The sequence below is a fragment of the Moraxella sp. 179-F 1C4 NHS genome, assembly GCF_045370505.1.
Taxonomy (GTDB): domain Bacteria; phylum Pseudomonadota; class Gammaproteobacteria; order Pseudomonadales; family Moraxellaceae; genus Faucicola; species Faucicola tetraodonis.
On the sequence record NZ_JBIQEC010000021.1, the window covers coordinates 21,370 to 41,453 of the forward strand.

Annotated in this window: 16 protein-coding genes and 2 tRNA genes; 7 read left to right on the top strand and 11 right to left on the bottom strand. The window is 45.3% G+C overall.

The window, feature by feature from the left end; all coding sequences use genetic code 11:
- Positions 1-34 precede the first annotated feature (34 nt).
- Positions 35-110: transfer RNA gene (locus tag ACH0AB_RS09530), tRNA-Val, on the top strand.
- A 36-nt stretch (positions 111-146) separates the two neighbouring features.
- Positions 147-223, top strand: a tRNA-Asp gene (locus ACH0AB_RS09535).
- 519 nt (positions 224-742) lie between these two features.
- Here ACH0AB_RS09535 and ACH0AB_RS09540 read toward each other — a convergent pair.
- From ACH0AB_RS09540 to ACH0AB_RS09585, 10 genes are all read right to left on the bottom strand, one after another.
- A complete protein-coding gene (locus tag ACH0AB_RS09540) occupies positions 743-5,665 on the bottom strand; it encodes an NAD-glutamate dehydrogenase (protein WP_406878021.1) in 4,923 nt (1,640 codons plus the stop codon).
- 25 nt (positions 5,666-5,690) lie between these two features.
- Positions 5,691-6,578 carry a universal stress protein gene (locus ACH0AB_RS09545; protein WP_219330840.1) on the bottom strand — a complete coding sequence of 296 codons (888 nt, stop codon included), beginning with the start codon at positions 6,576-6,578 and terminating at the stop codon, positions 5,691-5,693.
- Entirely contained in the window at positions 6,575-6,889 is a 315-nt protein-coding gene (locus ACH0AB_RS09550) for an amino acid permease C-terminal domain-containing protein (protein ID WP_257619554.1), read from the bottom strand. Before ACH0AB_RS09550 ends, ACH0AB_RS09545 begins: the two co-directional genes overlap by 4 nt.
- Entirely contained in the window at positions 6,886-7,518 is a 633-nt protein-coding gene (locus ACH0AB_RS09555; RefSeq protein ID WP_257619555.1) for an amino acid permease, read from the bottom strand. Before ACH0AB_RS09555 ends, ACH0AB_RS09550 begins: the two co-directional genes overlap by 4 nt.
- Positions 7,476-8,042, bottom strand: a complete 567-nt coding sequence (locus ACH0AB_RS09560; RefSeq protein ID WP_257619556.1) for an APC family permease — start codon at positions 8,040-8,042, stop codon at positions 7,476-7,478. Before ACH0AB_RS09560 ends, ACH0AB_RS09555 begins: the two co-directional genes overlap by 43 nt.
- A gap of 110 nt (positions 8,043-8,152) precedes the next feature.
- Positions 8,153-9,139 (bottom strand): succinylglutamate desuccinylase, encoded by a 987-nt coding sequence (gene astE / locus ACH0AB_RS09565; RefSeq protein ID WP_219330841.1) that lies wholly within the window; start codon positions 9,137-9,139, stop codon positions 8,153-8,155.
- 34 nt (positions 9,140-9,173) lie between these two features.
- Positions 9,174-10,520 carry an N-succinylarginine dihydrolase gene (gene astB / locus ACH0AB_RS09570; protein ID WP_406878022.1) on the bottom strand — a complete coding sequence of 449 codons (1,347 nt, stop codon included), beginning with the start codon at positions 10,518-10,520 and terminating at the stop codon, positions 9,174-9,176.
- 54 nt (positions 10,521-10,574) lie between these two features.
- On the bottom strand, positions 10,575-12,089 hold the full coding sequence (gene astD / locus ACH0AB_RS09575) for a succinylglutamate-semialdehyde dehydrogenase (protein ID WP_406878023.1): 1,515 nt from the start codon (positions 12,087-12,089) through the stop codon (positions 10,575-10,577).
- A gap of 149 nt (positions 12,090-12,238) precedes the next feature.
- On the bottom strand, positions 12,239-13,276 hold the full coding sequence (astA, locus tag ACH0AB_RS09580; protein ID WP_312540283.1) for an arginine N-succinyltransferase: 1,038 nt from the start codon (positions 13,274-13,276) through the stop codon (positions 12,239-12,241).
- Positions 13,277-13,293: 17 nt separating this feature from the next.
- Positions 13,294-14,529: a bifunctional succinylornithine transaminase/acetylornithine transaminase gene (locus ACH0AB_RS09585; protein ID WP_406878024.1), complete on the bottom strand. Its 1,236-nt coding sequence runs from the start codon at positions 14,527-14,529 to the stop codon at positions 13,294-13,296.
- Between the two features lie 199 nt (positions 14,530-14,728).
- Here ACH0AB_RS09585 and ACH0AB_RS09590 point away from each other — a divergent pair, with 199 nt between their 5' ends.
- From ACH0AB_RS09590 to cobA, 5 genes are all read left to right on the top strand, one after another.
- Positions 14,729-15,151 (top strand): Lrp/AsnC family transcriptional regulator, encoded by a 423-nt coding sequence (locus tag ACH0AB_RS09590; RefSeq protein WP_406878025.1) that lies wholly within the window; start codon positions 14,729-14,731, stop codon positions 15,149-15,151.
- A 595-nt stretch (positions 15,152-15,746) separates the two neighbouring features.
- Entirely contained in the window at positions 15,747-17,375 is a 1,629-nt protein-coding gene (locus ACH0AB_RS09595) for a BCCT family transporter (RefSeq protein ID WP_406878026.1), read from the top strand.
- 207 nt (positions 17,376-17,582) lie between these two features.
- Positions 17,583-18,116, top strand: a complete 534-nt coding sequence (gene moaB / locus ACH0AB_RS09600) for a molybdenum cofactor biosynthesis protein B (protein ID WP_065253265.1) — start codon at positions 17,583-17,585, stop codon at positions 18,114-18,116.
- Positions 18,106-18,717, top strand: a complete 612-nt coding sequence (gene mobA / locus ACH0AB_RS09605; protein WP_099833564.1) for a molybdenum cofactor guanylyltransferase — start codon at positions 18,106-18,108, stop codon at positions 18,715-18,717. Before moaB ends, mobA begins: the two co-directional genes overlap by 11 nt.
- 134 nt (positions 18,718-18,851) lie before the next feature.
- Positions 18,852-19,712: a uroporphyrinogen-III C-methyltransferase gene (cobA, locus tag ACH0AB_RS09610; protein WP_406878027.1), complete on the top strand. Its 861-nt coding sequence runs from the start codon at positions 18,852-18,854 to the stop codon at positions 19,710-19,712.
- Positions 19,713-19,934: 222 nt separating this feature from the next.
- Here cobA and ACH0AB_RS09615 read toward each other — a convergent pair whose 3' ends face one another.
- Complete coding sequence (locus ACH0AB_RS09615) at positions 19,935-20,063, bottom strand: nitrite reductase (NAD(P)H) small subunit (RefSeq protein ID WP_406878029.1); 129 nt, start codon at positions 20,061-20,063, stop codon at positions 19,935-19,937.
- Between the last annotated feature and the right edge of the window lie 21 nt (positions 20,064-20,084).

Below are 20,084 nucleotides of genomic sequence, written 5' to 3' on the forward strand. Positions count from 1 at the left end.
AAATAAATTCTCTATAATACCCACCACAGACGATGGGTCGTTAGCTCAGTTGGTAGAGCGTCTGCCTTACACGCAGAATGTCGGCGGTTCGAATCCGTCACGACCCACCAATTTGACAAGTTTGGGTCATCGTCATCAGCTACCGTGCAGTGGTAGTTCAGTTGGTTAGAATACCGGCCTGTCACGCCGGGGGTCGCGGGTTCGAGTCCCGTCCGCTGCGCCACTTATTTTATAAGTGTTTAAAAACAAAATTTTTTAAGTTTTATGCCTCAAATCTCCCCTGATTTGAGGTTTTTTTTGGCTTGAAATAAATGATAAGTTATTGATTTTAAAAAATTTATTATTTTACGTATTTCTCTCTTAATGTGATTAGGAAAATTGGTTTTAATTGCTAAGTTCAAAAGATATCTATTTTTAATATTTAAGTAAAACTAACGTGAGCGAACGCTTGTGACCAAAAATTTTGGCTTACGGCTTTCAAGGTTACAAGCCGTTACCTGTCAGGAGGTAATGTTATCTTACTTGAACTTAGCAATTTTAAGATAACGCACACTCACGTATGCCCAATGTCGAGACTAAATTCTCATAAAATTAACATAGAACTAGGTTGATACATTTGAGCACTAGCAAAAAAGCCTAAAAAAACTGATAAAACCGAAGAATGTATATACAGCTAATTCTCAGTATGCCAGTTTTTTAAGGCTCTTGTTTTATGCCTCTTTAGTGTTGAGAGATTACAAGTTTAGTCAGTAATGCCTTCTTTTAACTGATTCACTAACACTGACAAAATGGCGAAGGTAATGGGTAAATCGCCTTCTTTGGCTTGTACCAATTCTGCCAAGGTATCGCCACGTTGGCTAGCAAACGCCTCAATCGCTGAAAGTGGGTCAGGCTGTGCTAAAAACTGACTGACATAACGGCGAAACGTGGTCATGATATCTTCACGCAGGGCATGAGCGGCGCGGCGTTCCCAGTAGCTAGTCTGTGGTAAGGATTCAACTTGCATCAATAGCCAATCTATATGCAGTAGCTCATATGCCTTAAAGTAAACTTTCGTGACTTGCTCGACATCTTGGCTATTTTTCTTGGCAAACCATACCGCATCCAGCACCTGTGGTGAGACAGGCAAGGTTGCAGAATGCGACTGCAATAACGAGATATCGCTGTATTGGGCGGTGAGTTTATCGAGATAATCCCTAAAGTAACTGGTACGAGGCTGATTGTCAAAGGTTTGACGGGTCAAGCTTGCCATGCCATCGGACAACTGGGTCGATACCGCAGTCACATCAAAGTCTTCCCCAAACTGCTGAATCAGCCAGTACATACTTTGGGTCAAGTCCTGACGTAAGCATAACTCAAGGGTTAGCTGGTGCTGTGAGTCGATTTGATTGTCTAGGGCTTCAAACAACTGCCAATACTGCGAAATATCAAACACATCTCGCATCACGCTATAGGATTTGACCACACTAGAAATCGATACACCTAACTCATCGACCATGCGATAGATATCTTCGATACCTAAGCGATTGACCAAGCTGTTAGTCAAATAAGTGCTGATAATCTCTCGGTGTAATGGATTTTGCTGCATTTGCTCAAAGTATCGCTCAGACAACACCGTGGGGAAATATTTTCGCATTTCTTGAATAAAGTAACCATCATCAGGGACATCGGATTCTAACAGATGGTCATACACCCACATTTTGCCATACGCCAACAACACTGACAGCTCAGGATTGGTTAAGCCTTGTCCCGCTTTTTGACGGCGAGCGATTTCCTCATCGCTTGGCAAAAATTCAATCGCTCTATCTAAGCGCTCTTCGCTTTCAAGATACTGCATGAATTTTTGTTGTAAGCTAAGATTGGCGGTTGCCTGCATGGCGGATAGTTCGATGGCTTGCGGCTGAAGATAGTTTTGACGCAACACCAGCTTTGCGACATCATCGGTCATACTGGCAAGCAGTTCGTTGCGTTGTTTGACGGTCATGTCGCCTTGTGCCACGATACCATCGAGTAAGATTTTAATGTTTACTTCGTGGTCAGAGCAGTTAACCCCTGCCGAGTTGTCGATGGCATCGGTGTAGAGTCGTCCGCCTGCTTGAGCAAACTCAATGCGCCCACGTTGGGTCATGCCCAAATTACCGCCTTCACCAATCACTTTGGCTTGCAGTTCATGCCCATCAATCCGCACCGCATCGTTGGCACGGTCGCCAACATCGGCGTGGCTTTCTTGGGTGCTTTTGACATACGTGCCGATACCACCATTCCAAATCAAATCAACAGGTGATTTTAGTAAGGCATGAATTAATTCATCAGGAGTAAGGCTGTGGGCTTCGATGGTAAATGCTTGTTTCATAGCCGAACTAATGGCGATTGCTTTGTCTTGACGAGAGAACACACCACCGCCTTGGCTAATCAAGGCTTTGTTGTAATCGTCCCATGTTGAGCGGGGCAAATTAAACAGACGTTCACGCTCGCTTAAGGCTGCCGCCACGTCAGGGGTTGGGTCGATAAAAATATGCAAGTGGTTAAAGGCTGCCAACAACTTGATATTGGGCGATAGCAACATCCCATTGCCAAACACATCGCCACCCATATCGCCAATACCGACCACGGTGAATTGATGACTAGGATTGTTTGGGTTTTGGATGTCTTTGCCCATTATTCGGAAGTGACGTTTTACCGATTCCCACGCCCCTCTTGCTGTGATACCCATCGCCTTATGGTCGTAACCGACTGAACCACCCGATGCAAAGGCATCCCCTAGCCAAAAGCCGTATTCAGCCGATAAAGCATTGGCAATATCGGAGAACGTCGCTGTACCTTTATCAGCCGCAACGACCAAATATGGGTCGTCACCATCATGACGCAGGGTATTGGCAGGCGGTACGACATGACCATCAACCAAGTTATCGGTGATATCAAGCAGCCCTCGAATAAATGTCTGATAACAACGCACACCTTCTGCCATATAGGTTTCTCGTCCGTCTTTCATCCACTTGGTTTTGACGATAAAAGCACCCTTTGAACCCACCGGCACAATCACGGCATTTTTTACCATTTGGGCTTTGACCAACCCCAATACTTCGGTGCGGAAATCTTCCATGCGATCTGACCAACGCAGTCCACCCCGAGCTACTTTACCACCTCGCAAGTGCACGGCTTCAACTTTTGGCGAATACACAAAAATCTCAAACATCGGCTTGGGTTTTGGTAAATTTGGAATGTCTTTGGCAGAGAATTTAAACGACAAGCGGTCTTTACGCTCGCCTTGTTCGTCACGCTGATAATAGTTGGTACGAAGTAAAGCATGCAGTAAATCAAGTATCCAACGCAAAATACGGTCTTCATCGAGCGTCTGCACGGATTTAAGCGTGTCTTGAATGGTTGCTTCAATATTTTCCACGGTTAAAGTAGGGTCAGACATCACTTCACTTGCTAATACCGCGTCTTGCGGACGCATTTTGGCATGAAACAGTTGTACAAAGCTGACACACAATTGTGGGTATTTAATCAAGGTTTGCTTGATATAAGGCAATGAAAATGGGGCTTTTGCCTGTAACATATAATGGCTCAAGGCTCGCAGAATCACCACTTCATAAGCATCGAGTGGGGTCGTCAAAATCAGTTGGTTTAGGCTGTCATTTTCGATAGCGCCTTGCCAAATCAAGCCAAGCCCTTCTTCAACCTGTTTTGCCACTACTCCCATATCAATATTGGCGGCATCGGCGCTGTGTTTCAGTTGCAAGACATACGCCTGCATCCACAAGTCCAAATTTTCTAACTCATAGCTTTGAGAACTGATGACATTTAAGCCAAAATTTTCCAAAATTGGCAAAATGTGTGACAAGGTGGCAGGTTGCGATTTGCCATACACTTTGAGGTGCAGGTTTTGGGCAGGCTCGTTGGTCTTTTGATACAGATACCAGCGCATCGGTAGGGCTTGCTGGGTAGCGATGCTATCGAGTCGTTTGAGGTCTTGTAAAGCGACACGGGGCGTGTAATCTTCTTGATACGCCAAAGGAATACTTCTTAGATAGTTATCCGCCAGCTGCGTGCCTTGAGCCTCGCCCAGTTCATCGGCAAACACTTGTCTTGCTTCATCTTCCCATCCTTGCATGGACTTGTTGAGTTGCTCCTCAAGGTTCGGTAGTAGGGTATCTATGTCGATGTGATTGAGATTTTCTGGCTGGGTGCGAACGTGTACGTGCAGACGTACATGATGCAACTCATCAAAATCGACCTTAAACTGTGACGACTCACCGCCAAAGGCATCAAGCAAAATTTGTTGAATTGCCCTACGCAGTTGGGTGTTAAATTTATCCCGTGGCACAAAAATAAGGCACGACACGAAGCGCTGATAATGGTCAATACGGGCAAACAACCGCAGACGGTGTTTGTTGTGTAAATTGGCGATACCCATCACCATCGGATACAGGGCTTCGCTACTGGCTTGAAACAGGTCATCGCGCGGCAAAGTGTTCAAAATATGCTGAAACTTGTGATAAGCGTGCCCATTGGTCGGCAAATGAGCCATTGCAAGTACACTGGCGACTTTTTGACGAAGCATGGGGATTTGGGTGACACTTAATTGATAGGCGTTGGCGGTAAGCAAACCAACAAAACGGTGTTCGCCAATCACTTTGCGGTTATCATCAAATTGCTGAATCCCCAAAAAATCCATGTACGCAGGGCGATGCACAGGCGATAAATGACGAGATTTTGACAATAACAATACTTGCGGTTCATTCACCAACGCTCGCAACGTTTTTGGCAATTGGTTAAAACTCTCAGACGGTTTTTCATGATCTAGGTTTTGGGTGCTAGCGGCTTGCATATCAGAGGTTTTATTATCATGGTCATCGCCAAGTAGCCCAAGCCCTGTTTGGGTTTGTTGATAAATTTCGATGCCATCGGCTTCATCTCGATAATGGTATTCTCGATACCCCAAAAAGATAAAATTATTGTCTAAAATCCAATCCAAAAACGCTTGAATTTCGGGAATTTCGGCTTGTTGTTGGGCAGGTAGCTGGCTAGTTGCCAGTTGTTGTTTGACATCAATCAGTTTTTGTCGCATGGCTTGCCAATCATTGACCACCTTATCAAGCACTTTGATTTTATCCAAAATCGCCGTCTGGATCTCAGCAAGTCTGTCGGCTGACTGCTGAGAAATTTCACAATAAATCAATGAGATAAACTTGGTGTCGCTACTTTGACTGACGCTGACATCTATCACTTGCTGCGTGTCGTCACGGCTGACTGCCATGATGGTGTGATGCAAGCGATGTACGGTGATATTCATCGACTCTAAGCTCATCAGCAAGGTATCGACCAAAAACGGGCGGTCAGATGCCACAATCTGAATAATGCTGTGTGCTGAGTGAAAGTGTTGGCTTTCATAATCGGGGTTAAACACTGCCACTTGCGGGGTTCCCAAGCGATGGCGTTGTAATAGGCTAAAATGGTTTAATGCAATCCCTGCCAAGGTTTCGCTAGTCAAGGGCTTTTCCGCTCCCTGCCCAAAGTGTTGCTGACTGTTTTGGTAATAATTATCCACAAATTTGTCGAGTACTGGACTGTCACTCACATACTTGTGGGTAAATTGCTTGATGTCGTCCATGTCGAGCGCGGCAAGGGTTGCGGTAGTGACGGTTTTTTTAGTATTCATGGTCATTTCTTCTTGTTTATTTCAGTTATTTATCGAGTCGAGGTAAAACCAGTCTAGGCACAAAAGCATAGCGCACGATTTTGTCAAAATCGTGACTGGTGAATAAATGTTTGAGTTTTTCAGGTTTGTTAAAGCCAATCAGCAGTATTTCATTGGGTGACCACGTTACCGAGCGAATAGATTTTTTCCAATTATCACCATCGCCAATCTCTAGACTAATTGGCACCTCGCTTTCCCAATGCTCGGTAGCGTGGTCAAAACCTGCTTGAAGCTGGTCACGCCATTCGTTGATGATGATATTCTCTGCATCAAACCCTGCTGCCGTAGGCGTAATATCCGTGTCTCGTACCCCAAAAGTGACAAACCGCAGCGGCACATCAAACATTGCCGCCCATTCTGCGGCAGTTTCTGCCAGTTCGTAAGATTTTTTTGAGCCAGATACTGCACAGCTTAAACGGGTGATTTTCTCACTAAATCCATGATTTTTATGAAATCCTTTTGGGGCAAGTGCTAAAGGTATCGTCGCATGATTGAGCAAATATTGCGTCACTTTACCTAAGATAAATTCGCCATTGAGTGCCATTTTGTCACTGCCGATGACAATGATATCAGCATACATATCCTTGGCGGTTTGCAGCAAACCTTGAGCGGGAGAATCAGCGCAACGAATCACATACTGTGCATCAATGTGGCTAGGTACTTCAAGTTTGACTTTATCCAATGACTTTTTGGCTTCTTCATGCAAAAACTGGTGATATTCCTCATCAACTTTGGAGGATTTTTTGGCTTTGGCAGGTTTGGGCAAAATTTGACATATCACGAGCTCGCTTTTTAGCATTTCTGCCAATACTATGCCAAGTTTTAACGCATCTTTGCCAACTGCATTGTCCAAATAACCGACTAACAGTTTCATACTCGACTCCCTGAGTGTTTTTCTAATGCTGAATTTTTTGAGGCGACAAAAAAGTAGTAACAGCCCGCTATGACTACCCAGATCCCTGCAATCACATACACAATGATAGCTAAGCTTGAAATCAAATACAAACACGCCAAAATGCTTAATATCGGTAATACAGGAAACAGCGGTACTTTAAAGCCACGAAGGGCATTGGGCATGCGATAGCGTAGCAAAATCACCCCAATCGACACCACGGTAAAGGCAATCAGTGTGCCCATACTGGTCAAATCCCACAGTACGTCAGCAGGGATAAAACCGGCAATCAATGATACAATGATACAATGATCGCCACAATCAAGGTGTTGGCATTGGGCGTCAGAGTGCGTTGATTGACCCGGTGAAAAATCTTGGGCGCAAGTCCATCTCGAGACATGGCAAACAAAATCCGAGTTTGACCGTACAGCACTACCAACGTAATCGAAAACACCGACACCACGGCCCCTGCTGCCAGCACGATGGCGGGCCATTTTGAGCCTGTAATGTTTTGCAAAATCACCGCCAAGCCCGCTTCTTGTCCTTCAAACAAGCCTTGAGCCTGAGCGCCTAGGGCAGTCAACGCCACCAAAATATAGAAAGTAATCACCACAAACAAAGCGGCAATAATCGCCAATGGCAGGTTACGGCGCGGATTTTCGACCTCTTCGCCAGCGGTAGACACCGCATCTAGCCCGATAAAGGTAAAAAAGATAGACCCTGCTGCCGCCCCAATCCCTGCTATGCCATGTGGGGCAAACGGTGTGAGATTGCCTGCATTAAATGCACTGCCTGCAATGGCGATAAATAGCACCAACACCGCAAGCTTGACCACTACCATGATGGCATTGACCTTGGCAGACTCCGCCACCCCACGCATCAACAGTACACAGCACAAAAACACCAAAACCGACGCAGGCAAATTGATACCCCCATCACCGCCAAAATACAGGCGATACCGTCCGCCTGTAGGGGTGCAGACAGCATCCAACTCGGCAAATGCACACCAAACACATTGACAATCAAGTTATTTAAATACTCACTCCAGCCAATCGCCACCGCCGCCGCTGATACGCCGTATTCCAAAATCAAACAGGCTGCCACCAAAAACGCCACCCCCTCACCAAGCGTGGCATAGGCATAGGAATACGACGAGCCAGAGGCAGGAATCATCGAGCTAAGTTCAGCATAACACAGTGCGGTCAAACCTGCGGTAATCCCCGCAATGATAAAAGAAATCAACACGGCAGGGCCTGCTACAGGAACCTGTTGACTTAATACAAAGAAAATACCCGTACCAATCGTTGCTCCCACCCCAAACATGGTAAGCTGAAACAACGAAATCGAGCGTTTAAGATGTTTGCCTTCTTGGCGGGTTTCCTCCACCAATTGGTCGATGGGTTTTTGGCGCAATAAGCGGTGGGTTAAACTTGGCGTCCGTTCCATAAGTTATCCTGTAAAAACAATATCCCTGAGTCCTACCTTAAAAACTGGCTTTGACAAATGAATACATGAGTTGAAATGGGTAAATAGTTTTTCCTAGTAAAAGTGAGTAGCTAAACAGCCATTCGCTCTTTTAATACCAAACCCGCGCGCAGTCCTTTTGCAACATTGGGATTGGGAAACAAAATATAAGCCGTGCCATCGTGCATTACGTAGGTCTGACCGCCATCAGTGGCAAGCGGTGTGCCTGCTTCAAAGGCGGTAAAATTAGGGGCAGTCGGCTCGACATATAGTACAAATTCATCGCTTTGCTTGATGATAGAATCGCTGACATCAAACACCCGTATCGCAGCTGTTTGTCGAGTGGGTAATGTCTGACCGCTGATGATCGCTCGGAGCACACGGTCGATAGAAGCAAACTGCCGCAAATCATTTTGCCCAAACGGCTTGGCTTTACCCAGCTCTAGCGTGGCACTAAACGCTTGGTGCGCTGAGCAACTAAACTGGGTGAACGTACCACCTTTGGTATTGTGATACACCAAGGCATCAAGTTCTGCTGCCGCTAGGCTGCTGAGCAAAAAATCATCCACCGCGGTTGCTGGATAGGGAAATAACGCAAATGTGGGCAACAGCGATGAGCGAATCGCGGTGTGCAAGTCATAATGATAACGAGGAAGGCGCTTATCCACCGTAGCAAAAAACTGGCCAACCCATTGCTCAAGTAATTTTGCCCGCAGGGCTTCTTGAGAGGTGAGCGAGGTTTTGTTTGGTTGATACGACTGATAAAACAAGCGGTTCATGTCAAACCCGATAAAACGCTTGTTTTGGCGAATGGCTTCAGGATTGCCCAAAATCAACAGCAATCGGCTATTGACCGTCAACTCACCTGCAAATATATCTTGATAAATCTGCTCTAACATCTCAATTGGGGCAGTTTCGTTGCCATGAATCCCTGCCGAAATCACCACTGATTTGTCATAAGTAGCAGGGGTAATACTCACCACACCTTCACCCAGCCATTGCCAAGTGATATTGTGGATTTTCCCTGCTTTGGTGGTGGGGCGTGTTCGGCTTAACACGTCTTGCAAAAAACTTGGCATAACAAGCTATCCTTTGATAAAACCTTGGTCAATTTTATTGCTGAAAATGATATACCGAGCCTAACTGCAAAATCTGGGTCAATTCATCCAACGCCTCATAACTCTCTTGTACTAGCGCAGGGTCGCCGATATCCGCTTGACTTAACGAATCACGGTAATGGCTATCCACCCATCGATTTAGACGCTCAAACAATCCATCATTCATCAACACGTGCGGATTGACCGCCTGTAGCTCGGTGTCGTTGAGGGCGACTCGCAACCGCAAGCACGCAGGACCACCACCGTTTCGCATACTTTCTCGCAAATCAAACACTTTGATATCATCAATCGGCGTACCCATGGCAATCATGTCGTTTAAATACGCCCACACCGCTGGGTGCTGACGAGATTCTTCAGGCACGACAATACTCATGCCACCATCAGGACGGGTCAAAAGCTGACTGTTAAACAGATAAGTCGCCACGGCATCGCTTATTGTTACTCGATTGATAGGCACTTCAATGGCAATCAATTCTTGCTCAATGCCTGCCATCTTACGGCGAATCTCATCTAGCGCTTGGGCTTGATTGACAAAAGCGGCTTCATGGCAAAATAATACTTGCTGATTGCTCACCGCAATCACATCATTGTGAAACACGCCTTGGTCGATGGCATCGGGGTTTTGCTGGATAAAAGCGACTCGCTGCGCATCTAGACCATGCAAACGGGCGATGGCTTGACTGGCTTCGAGCGACTGACGGGCAGGATAGCGTTTGGGTGCAATGTCACCGCCTAAAAACTGCTGACCATACACGAAGACCTGTACCGCAGGGTCAGCATAGTTTGCCCCCAAGCGATTGTGATTGGCGGCGCCTTCATCGCCAAACATTGCCACAGGGGGCAGGGCAGGATGATGGACAAAGTGATTGGGGTTGTTAAACATCGCTGCGAGCACTTTGCTTGTAGTGTCATGTTCAATCGAGCGATGAAATTTGTTATTGAGATTGGCGGCGGTAAAATGCACCCGCCCATCGTAACTGTCGGCTGACGGTGAAACCGTTGCTGCATTGGCGACCCACATCGAAGACGCTGAGGTCAAGTTAGACAGCAAACTGGGCGAGGTTGTCATTGCTTGACGAATCACACTGGCGTCATCGCCTGTGAAGCCCAGTTGGCGTAGGCTTGGTAAGTGAGGACGAGCTTGCGGGGCAATCACGCCTTGTTTTAGTCCCATATCTGCCAAGGCTTTCATCTTGATTAAACCTTGTTTGGCGGCAAGTTTTGGGTTCGCGACATGGTTACGGTTGCTGGTTGAAGCTTCATTGCCAAATGACAACCCTGCGTAATGGTGTGTCGGCCCCACTAAACCATCAAAATTGACTTCATATCCTGTTTTTGACATCCCTATATCCCTATGATTAATTTAAAAAATTCGCTTCGATAATATTTTAGTAACTTACAACACAACTCCTGGCGATAATTTCTCGGGCAAAGTTAATTGCTCACTCTCAAGCGACGCCATCGGCCACGCACAGTAATCAGCCGCATAAAACGCACTGGCACGATGGTTACCCGATGCACCAACCCCGCCAAACGGTGCGGCACTCGATGCCCCTGTCAAAGGCTTGTTCCAATTGACAATCCCCGCGCGGGCTTCCAGTAATAAACGCTCAAACAAGTCACGCTTTGGCGATACCAAACCTACCGACAACCCAAACCGCGTGTCATTGGCAAGACGCAACGCCGCGTCAAAATCGTTGTAACGATAAATGCACAACAAGGGTCCAAAGTATTCTTCATCAGGGATGTCTTTGACATCGGTCACATCCAAAATCGCAGGTGATAATAGACTGCTGTTGTCTTTAACAGACCGCATGATTAACCGCGGTTTTGCCCCCAACTCAATGAGTTTTTGTTGGGCAGCTAGCATATCGTTGGCAGCTTTTAGCGAAATCACGCCGCCCATAAATGGCTGGGGCTTAGCGTCCCATTCGCCAATTACCAGTTTTTTACTGGCATCAACCAAGCGTTCAATAAACGCATCTCCCGCTTTGCCATTTTTGACCAGTAAACGACGGGCACAGGTGCAACGCTGTCCTGCCGAGACAAACGCCGATTGAATGGTTAAATTCACTGCCGCATCTAGGCTGTCTGGCTCACTGTCATCCAAGTCATCAATAATCAAGGCGTTATTGCCACCCATTTCAAGGGCAAGGATTTTGTCAGGACGACCTGCCAACTGCTGATGTAATTGATAGCCTGTGTTGGCACTGCCTGTAAACAGCAAACCATCGATGTGCTTGGATTGTGCCAATGCCACGCCTGTGTCACGTCCGCCTTGCACCAGATTGATAACGCCATTGGGCAGACCTGCTTGTTGCCAAAGCTTGACGGTTGCTTCGGCAGTCCATGGGGTCAACTCACTGGGCTTAAACACAATCGTGTTGCCTGCAATCAAGGCAGGGACGATATGACCATTGGGCAAATGTCCTGGAAAATTATAAGGACCAAACACCGCCAGTACCCCGTGCGGGCGATGGCGTAAGGATGCCACGCCATCTGCCATTTTGGTTTCGCTCGCGCCCGTGCGCTCGTGATAAGCACGAATCGAAATCGCCACTTTACCTATCATCGATTGTACTTCGGTGAGGGTTTCCCATCGGGGTTTGCTGGTCTCTTGGCTGATGATTTCGGCAAGGGCAGTCTTGTTGTCTTCTAGCAATTTGGCAAAGCGTTCGATAATCGCAATTCGCTCGCTAATCGGCTTTTTTGCCCAACTGAGGAACGCTTGACGCGCCGCTTGACACGCCGCTTCAACATCCTCCGCCGTCGCTGCGTTGCCTTGCCAAATCACCGCTTGGCTCACCGGGTTGGTTGTTTGCCACACGTCACCGTGAGCTGTGACCCATTCACCATTAATAAGTAGCGTCGCCTGCAGGCTGTTTGGGCGTTTGTTGTCAACGGTTGTCATCTTATCTTCCTTAAATGATTGATTGCCATTTTTTACAAAAACATAGCTTTTATAAAACTATAAATAGTTGGGTAAAATGCTTTATCGGTCACGCGGTGCTGTTAGGCTGATGTTAATTAACCTAATGTTAATCGACTTTTATAAACCCATTAACGCGTAGGATTGAGCGGTAACACTCGCACATTCTGACCGTCTGTGAGATGAAGCTGTTTGGCTTGTTCTGTGGTCAACGATAGGGCGCCGTTAAGCTCGCTCGGTAATTCAAGCAAGCACGCTCGGTAGTCCAAATAATTATCATTGCCACACAAATATGGCTGAGTATCAGACGGGTTATCAGCGGTTGAATCGCTAATAGTGACGGTCACAAGCTGACTGTCATGCACCGCTCGAAGATTGCAAATTTCGGCTTCTAAGGTCGGACCTGCATCAAAAATATCGACATAATTTTGATACTTTAATCCTTCGCTTTCTAGGACTTTACTAGCAGGCAAAGTTTTTGGGTGGGTTTTGCCAATGACGGCTTGGGCTTCAGCGGTCAGCAAGTCCACATAAATGGGGAAGCGGGGCATCAGCTCAGCGATAAAGGCTTTTTTGCCAATGCCTGTAAGATAATCAGCTTCGGCAAAATCGATATCAAAAAAATGACTACCCACCGCATCCCAAAACGGTGAACGCCCGTTTTCATCTGAATAGCCGCGCATTTCAGCAATCAATTTTTCTTCAAAATACTGCGAAAAGGCAGCGATAAACAAAAAGCGGATTTTTGACAATAATTTGCCGTTGTGGTTTTGGCGGTAGTCTTCGTCCAAAAACAAGGTACAAAGCTCGCTACTGCCCGTCAAATCATTGCCCAAAATCAAAGTTTTCATGATGTTATGGGTGTCAAGACTTTGTGAAGAGTGCACCTGTTTGCCGACGTGGTAGGTATAAAACGAATCACCCAACCCAATCGCCACCTCAATCCCGCTAAGTCCCACGACTTTTTGGCTGTCGGTGTCTTCAAGCACAAACAAATAGCCTTGCTCACACTTTTTGGCGTCGCCTTTGAGGGTTTTTTCGATGCGTTTAAGACGGCTTAATAACACTTCTTTGTTGGCAGGCAGGGTCGTCATACCAATACCCGATTTTTCTGCCAACACAAAAATATCATCCAAGTCATTGACGCTTGCGTGTCGAACGATAAACATAGCGGTCACCTATCGACTTAATTGGCTTGATTGGCATTGGGTTGATTGGCGACAAAGCGAGCAATCGCACGCGCTAAACGGTTTAAGCCCTCGTCAATTTCGTCATCGCTAATAATCAGCGAGGGGGCAAAGCGAACGACATTTAAACCCGCTACCAAGACCAACACGCCTTCTTCACTAGCAAGGGTAACGATGTCTTTGGCTTTGCCTGCATAGGCAGGTTTTAGTACCGCCCCCAGTAACAACCCTTGACCTCGCACGGTCTCAAAAATAGGATAGGTTTGGTTGATGGCGTGTAGTCTATCAATGATGCGCTGTGAGCGAGTCTTGACCCCTGATAACACCTCAGGCGTATTGATAAACTCAAACACCGCGCCTGCAACCGCGCTGGCAAGTGGATTGCCGCCATAGGTCGTGCCATGGTCGCCAACCGCAAATTGACTGGCAAATTCATCCGTCGTAAGCATCGCCCCAATCGGGAAACCGCCACCCAGCGCTTTGGCGGTGGTCAAGATATCGGGCACAACCCCTGTATTCATATAAGCATACAGCGCCCCTGTACGCCCCACGCCAGTTTGGACTTCATCAAAAATCAGCAGCGCCCCTTTGTCATCACACAATTGACGTAAGCCTTGTAAAAACTCAGCATCCGCAGGCAACACACCGCCTTCACCTTGAATTGGCTCAACAATCACTGCACACGTTTGCTCATCAATCACTGCTTTTGCTGCCGCTAAATCATTGAACGGCACGTGGATAATACCGCCAGGTAGCGGGGCAAAATCTTTTGAATATTTTGGTTGACCGCCGGCTGCCACAGTAAACAGCGTACGACCGTGGAATGAATTGTCAAACGCCACGATGTTGCTTTTACCCTTGGCAAGCCCGATTTTACGCGCCAGTTTGAGTGCCGCTTCGTTGGCTTCTGCCCCTGAATTGGCAAAAAATACTTTGTCGGCAAAAGTATGATCAACCAACTGTTTCGCCAGTTTTAATACAGGCTCATTGGTATAACCGTTGCCGATATGCCACAATTTTTGACCTTGTTCTATCAAGGCTTTCACCGCCACAGGGTGAGCATGACCTAGAGCGTTCACGGCAATACCACCGGCAAAGTCAATATAGTCTTTACCATCTTGTGCCCATAGTTTTGCCCCGTCGCCTTTAACCAAAATAAACGAAGCAGGGGCGAAAACAGGGACCATGTATTTATCAAAATCTTGGCGGGTTGGTGGATTGGGTTGCGTGGTCATACGATTTCCTTATCAAAAAAAATGGTAGAAATAACTGTGTATAAAAGGTGTTAAATACTAAGTGCTCGTTGGCAAATTGCCGAATGTAAAAATATCCAAAGCTTGTTCATTAGTATAGACAATCAAATTGCCAGTAAAAAAGTCACAAAGTGATTATAATTAATTTATAATGAGCAAATTGCTAATAGGAAAAGTCAAAATGAATGATAATGACGAAAAGATTCTGGGTTTATTACGAGACAACGCCCGCTTGTCGATTAGCGCGATTGCTGACGTACTAAAGCTGTCTCGTAGTACGGTGAAGAAGCGTATTGAATACATGGAGAAAAAAGGTATCATCACAGGCTATACCATTCGAATGAAGCCAACTGCAGAAAAAAATTTGATTCGAGCGTGGATGAGTATTCAGGTGGAAGGTAATAAGGCAAGTTTGGTGATTCAACAGCTGCGTCTTAATCCCGCGGTTCATGAGCTGCACACAACCAATGGTAAATGGGATTTATTAGTAGAGCTCACGGCAGATACGTTACAAAATTTTGATAAAGTATTAGAACAAATTCGCAAAATTTCAGGCATTTATAATACCGAAACGAGCATTTTATTGACAACTTATAAAGTCTGATGTTGTGAGTCGATGATGGTGTAACTAGAAATGGCGTAGCTAAAAATTGAGTGTTTATGTACAAAGTGTCTATTTATAAAAGGGTTATAAAATGGTTATAAAATGGGTACAAAATCGGCATTATCTCGCTTTATTTTGCGGTGAAGTAGCTGGCATGGTCGGGGGATTACCATCTATCTATGTTATTATCTATGGCTATTATCTATGCTATTTGTTGTAACCAAAATCCACTAACGCCTTAACGCGTTTTACCTTTAAGTCCGTCATTTAAGCCCATCATTGAAATCATCCTGATTATCCAATGGAGTAGCAATCCAGACGAGGCGTCAGTTAACCAAATTAAAGTAGATAAACCGATGATGTATGTTGAATCAACCCCTGCGTAATGATATTGGGTTATTAAATAAAATTAATTAATCCTATTTTCTCGGCTCTACTGAAATGTTACAGTATGTTAAGATATATATTCTTCATAATCAGAAACTTAGTTTTGTTTTTGTAATATATAAGCCCTGTTAAATCTTGCTGTAATTTGAATTATTGTAAATAATTTGTTAAGGTTGCTTTCCAGTTAATCTAATGAAAAGATATCTTTATGAGTTCTGTGAAAGTCGAAAAATTCGGCCCTTTCCCTCGGGTTAATCGTCCTGTTTTTATTGCCTCCGCATTGCTGATTGTCGGATTTATTATTTTTGGTTCGTTATTTGGTGAGTTGGCAGGTGAAGTTTTTAACCAACTGCAATCTTTTATTACTCACCGTTTTCGTTGGCTTTTTATCATTTTGATGAATGTCGCGGTGGTGTTTAGCCTATATATTGCCTTGAGTCGTTATGGCGATATTCGACTTGGCCATCAAACAGAGCATCCTGAGTATAGTTTACTGTCATGGTTTGGGATGCTGTTTAGTGCGGGGATTGGGATTGGTCTGTTGTATTGGGGGACGGCAGAGCCCTTGTATCATTTTATGTCGCCTCCGATGGGGCAAGCCGAAACCGTAGAAGCGGCTAAACAAGCGATGAGTATTTCGTTTTTGCATTGGGGAATTCATGCGTGGGCGTTGTATTGTGTCGTAGCATTGTCATTGGCGTATTTTCATTATCGCCGTGGCTTGCCGTTGTCGATTCGCTCGGTACTGTACCCATTGATTGGTCAAAAAATCTATGGCAAATGGGGGCATGTGGTCGATACCCTTGCGGTGTTTGGCACGATGTTTGGGGTGGTGACCTCCCTGGGGCTGGGTGCCATGCAAATCAACGCAGGCTTTAGCAATGTGTTTGGTATTCCCAACAACGTCCCGGTACAGCTTTGTTTGATTGCGATTATTACCGCAATGGCGACGCTATCAGTGATGATGGGACTGGATAAAGGGATTAAACGCTTAAGCGATATCAATATTGTGCTGACTGTGTTGCTGCTTGGCTTTATGTTATTGTTTGGTCCGACCCAGTTTATCATCGATAGTTTTATTGAAAATATCGGCAATTATGTCAGCCAACTTATTCCGCTAGGATTTTGGAGTGAGGCGTATAGCAATACGGACTGGCAGGCAAATTGGACGATTTTTTATTGGGCATGGTGGGTGAGTTGGTCGCCATTTGTGGGAATTTTTGTGGCGCGTATTTCTCGGGGTCGTACTATCAGAGAGTTTATTTTTGGGGTGTTATTTATCCCGATGCTGTTGTTGTTCTTTTGGTTTACCACCTTTGGCGGCAGCGCGGTACACATGGAATTGATGGGCAATTATGGGCTGATAGAAGCAGTCAAAGCCGATTATGGTAGTGCGATTTTTAAACTGATTGAATATTATCCTTTAACCAAGCCTTTGACGCTGGTGATTGTGGTGATGATTATGTTGTGGTTTGTCACTTCATCAGATTCGGCAAGCCTTGTGATTGATATGCTCACGGCAGGCGGCGATACTAATCCGCCAAAAATCCAGCGGTTATTTTGGGCATTGAGCCAAGGGGTGATTGCTGCAGTATTATTGGTGGCAGGTGGGTTATCTGCGTTGCAAGCGGTCGCAATTATTGCAGGCTTTCCGTTTGCCATTGTGGTGTTTGTAATGATGTATTGTTTATGGCGAGGGCTAACACGCGATAGATTGACCCTGTACCGTAATCAACAGTGGTATATCACGACAGAGTCTGCTGAACATAATTCAGCAAATGAGTTTATTGATGAGCACTTATTGCTCGGTCCGCCCGTGGTGGCTAAAGATGACTAATATTGTTTTTCTTGATTAACATAAATGGACGGGTGCAAGCGTCGCAAAGCTGATGCCTGTCTAGGCAGTCAAGCAATGGGCGTTAATTGACAGAGTGACAGCCTAAACATACGTTACAAACAAAAACGCTATAACAAATGCCTAATCTATGGCAATATTTGATATTCCCATAAAATTGTATGCCCATCAAATAATAAGGAAACCCAAATGAGCAAGCCTGAAAAACCTTTTATTGCGCTTAATATCGCAATCCTAACTGTATCAGACACCCGCAGTTTAGAAGAAGATACCTCTGGTCAATACCTAGCCGATAGCCTTGTCGAATCAGGGCATACCCTGGCGGAGCGAGCCATACGCACCGATGATATTTATCAAATCCGTGCGATCGTGAGTCAATGGATTGCCGACCCTGCGATTCACGCTATCATTACCACAGGCGGGACAGGTTTTTATATCCGTGACCAAATCCCTGAAGCCCTAAGCCCGCTGTTTGATAAAGAAGTACAAGGTTTTGGTGAGATGTTCCGCGCGCTATCTCGTGATGAAATCGGCATGTCAACCTTGCAATCTCGTGCTTTAGCAGGCATGGCGAATAATACGGTGATTTTTTGTTTACCTGGCTCCTCGGGTGCCTGTCGCACGGGCTGGGAAGGCATTATCAAAGAACAGCTCGACAACCGTACCCGTCCGTGTAACTTTGTGCCGCATCTGATGCGTGAAAATCCAAAACATGACCATTAAATTGGCAGGGGTGGTGATTTTGGCGGGGGGTGAATCATCTCGGATGGGTTCGCCCAAGGCGCTATTAAGCTTGCCAAATGGCGAAACCTTGCTTGATTTTCATATTCGTCATGCCAAACGCTTAAATGTCCCTGTCATGGTGGCGGATAATGGTAAGCGCTTATGTCATGATACAACCGTCAAAATCATTGATGATTATCTGCCAAATCAACAAAATGGCAAAGGAGCAGGGGCGTTATCAGCCATGGCAAGTGCCATGAATCAAGTCATGTCTCCTTACCATTATTTACTGGTGATAAGCTGTGATAGTTTGGTTCATGCCCATCAAGTTTTTGATAAATTGCGTTATGCGGTAACTGATAATGAAGCGGTGATTTATTTAAAAGCTGAAAAGGATTATCCATTGTTGGGTTTGTATCGTACGGATTTATTAATAAAATTATACGATTATTTGGATAAGGGTCAGCGCGCAGTGATGAAGTTTTTGGCGGATAAAAAAATACAAACCGCTGCATTGCCGAATGAATGGATAGCTTTAGCAAATTTTAATACCAAAAATGAATTTGATTTGGCGTTGAACTCACTCAATGACTTAGGATAAATAGGTCAAATTTTGGGAAATTATTCACATTAACAGAATATAAAATAATTTCATCAATTAAGGGTAGGAGTTAAAATTTAGGCATGGTAATTGCATTTTTAAATTACCTTGTTTGATTATGTTGGAAAACTGCTATGCCTTCAATCAGTAGCCCTGTGAGTGTCGAATTTTTTCCCCATGACAGCGTGAAAGAAAATCGTTTTGACCTTCCTATAACCCCCAGACATGCAAAAGCTGTACAAAATCAGGGCAAAGTGTATCTGGTTGGTGCAGGTACAGGCGACCCTGAACTCTTGACCATCAAAGCTTATAAAACCATCTTGCAAGCGGATGTGATTTGTTATGACAATCTGGTGAGTGATGAGATTTTGGCACTTAACACAACGGCAGAAAAAATCTATGTGGGTAAAAAATGCCACAAGCACAGCATGTCCCAGCAAGACATCAATGGCTTATTGGTCACCCTAGCGCAACAAGGCAAAACTATTGTACGCTTAAAGTCGGGCGACCCGTTTATCTTTGGGCGTGGCGGTGAAGAAATGCAAACCGTGATTGGTGCAGGGGTAGCGTGTGAATCGATTGCCGGCATTACTACCGCGCTAGCAGTCGCCAATAGCGTCAATATTCCGCTCACTCATCGTGACCATGCCCAGTCGGTGAAGTTTGTTACTGGGTTTTTAAAGACTGATACGCCTAACGAGCAATTCGCTGAACTACTTACTGATAATCAAACGGTGGTGTTTTATATGGGATTAAATACCTTGCCAAATTTAACCCAAGGTCTGTTACAAGCAGGTAAATCAGCCGATACACCATTTGCGATTATTGCCAATGTCAGTCGTCCTAACGAGCAAGTTTTGGTGGGTACGCTAAGCACTATTCAAGCATTGCAAAATGACGCTAAACTGCCATCGCCTGCGGTGATGATTATGGGCGATGTGGTATCGCTGTATCATCAATTAAATGCGCCTACTTTAACGTATGCCGCATTGTAGGAATGATAAGACTGTACAGATTGTAGCCATAGTTTATCAGTTACTCAGTGGGTAGTGAGAAGAATAACTATGCTGACACAGGGGGGAGCGGATTGCTTACCCTCTATTTTTGTCAACACCTAAAACATAAAAAAGGCATGCGGTTTTGATGCCTTTTTTATGTTTGTGAGAACGTTGTGCGGGGTTTGGGCAAATTCAATCTGTCCTTACAGTTAATAAAGACTAAATCATTACCACGCCATTGGTCACGCTCACAGGGTAGGATTTTAACGCCACTTGCTCATCATCAAGACACTTACCTGTTGCCAAGTCAAAACGTTGTTTATACATAGGTGACGCGACATAACGCACTTTTTGCCCGTCAATTTCACA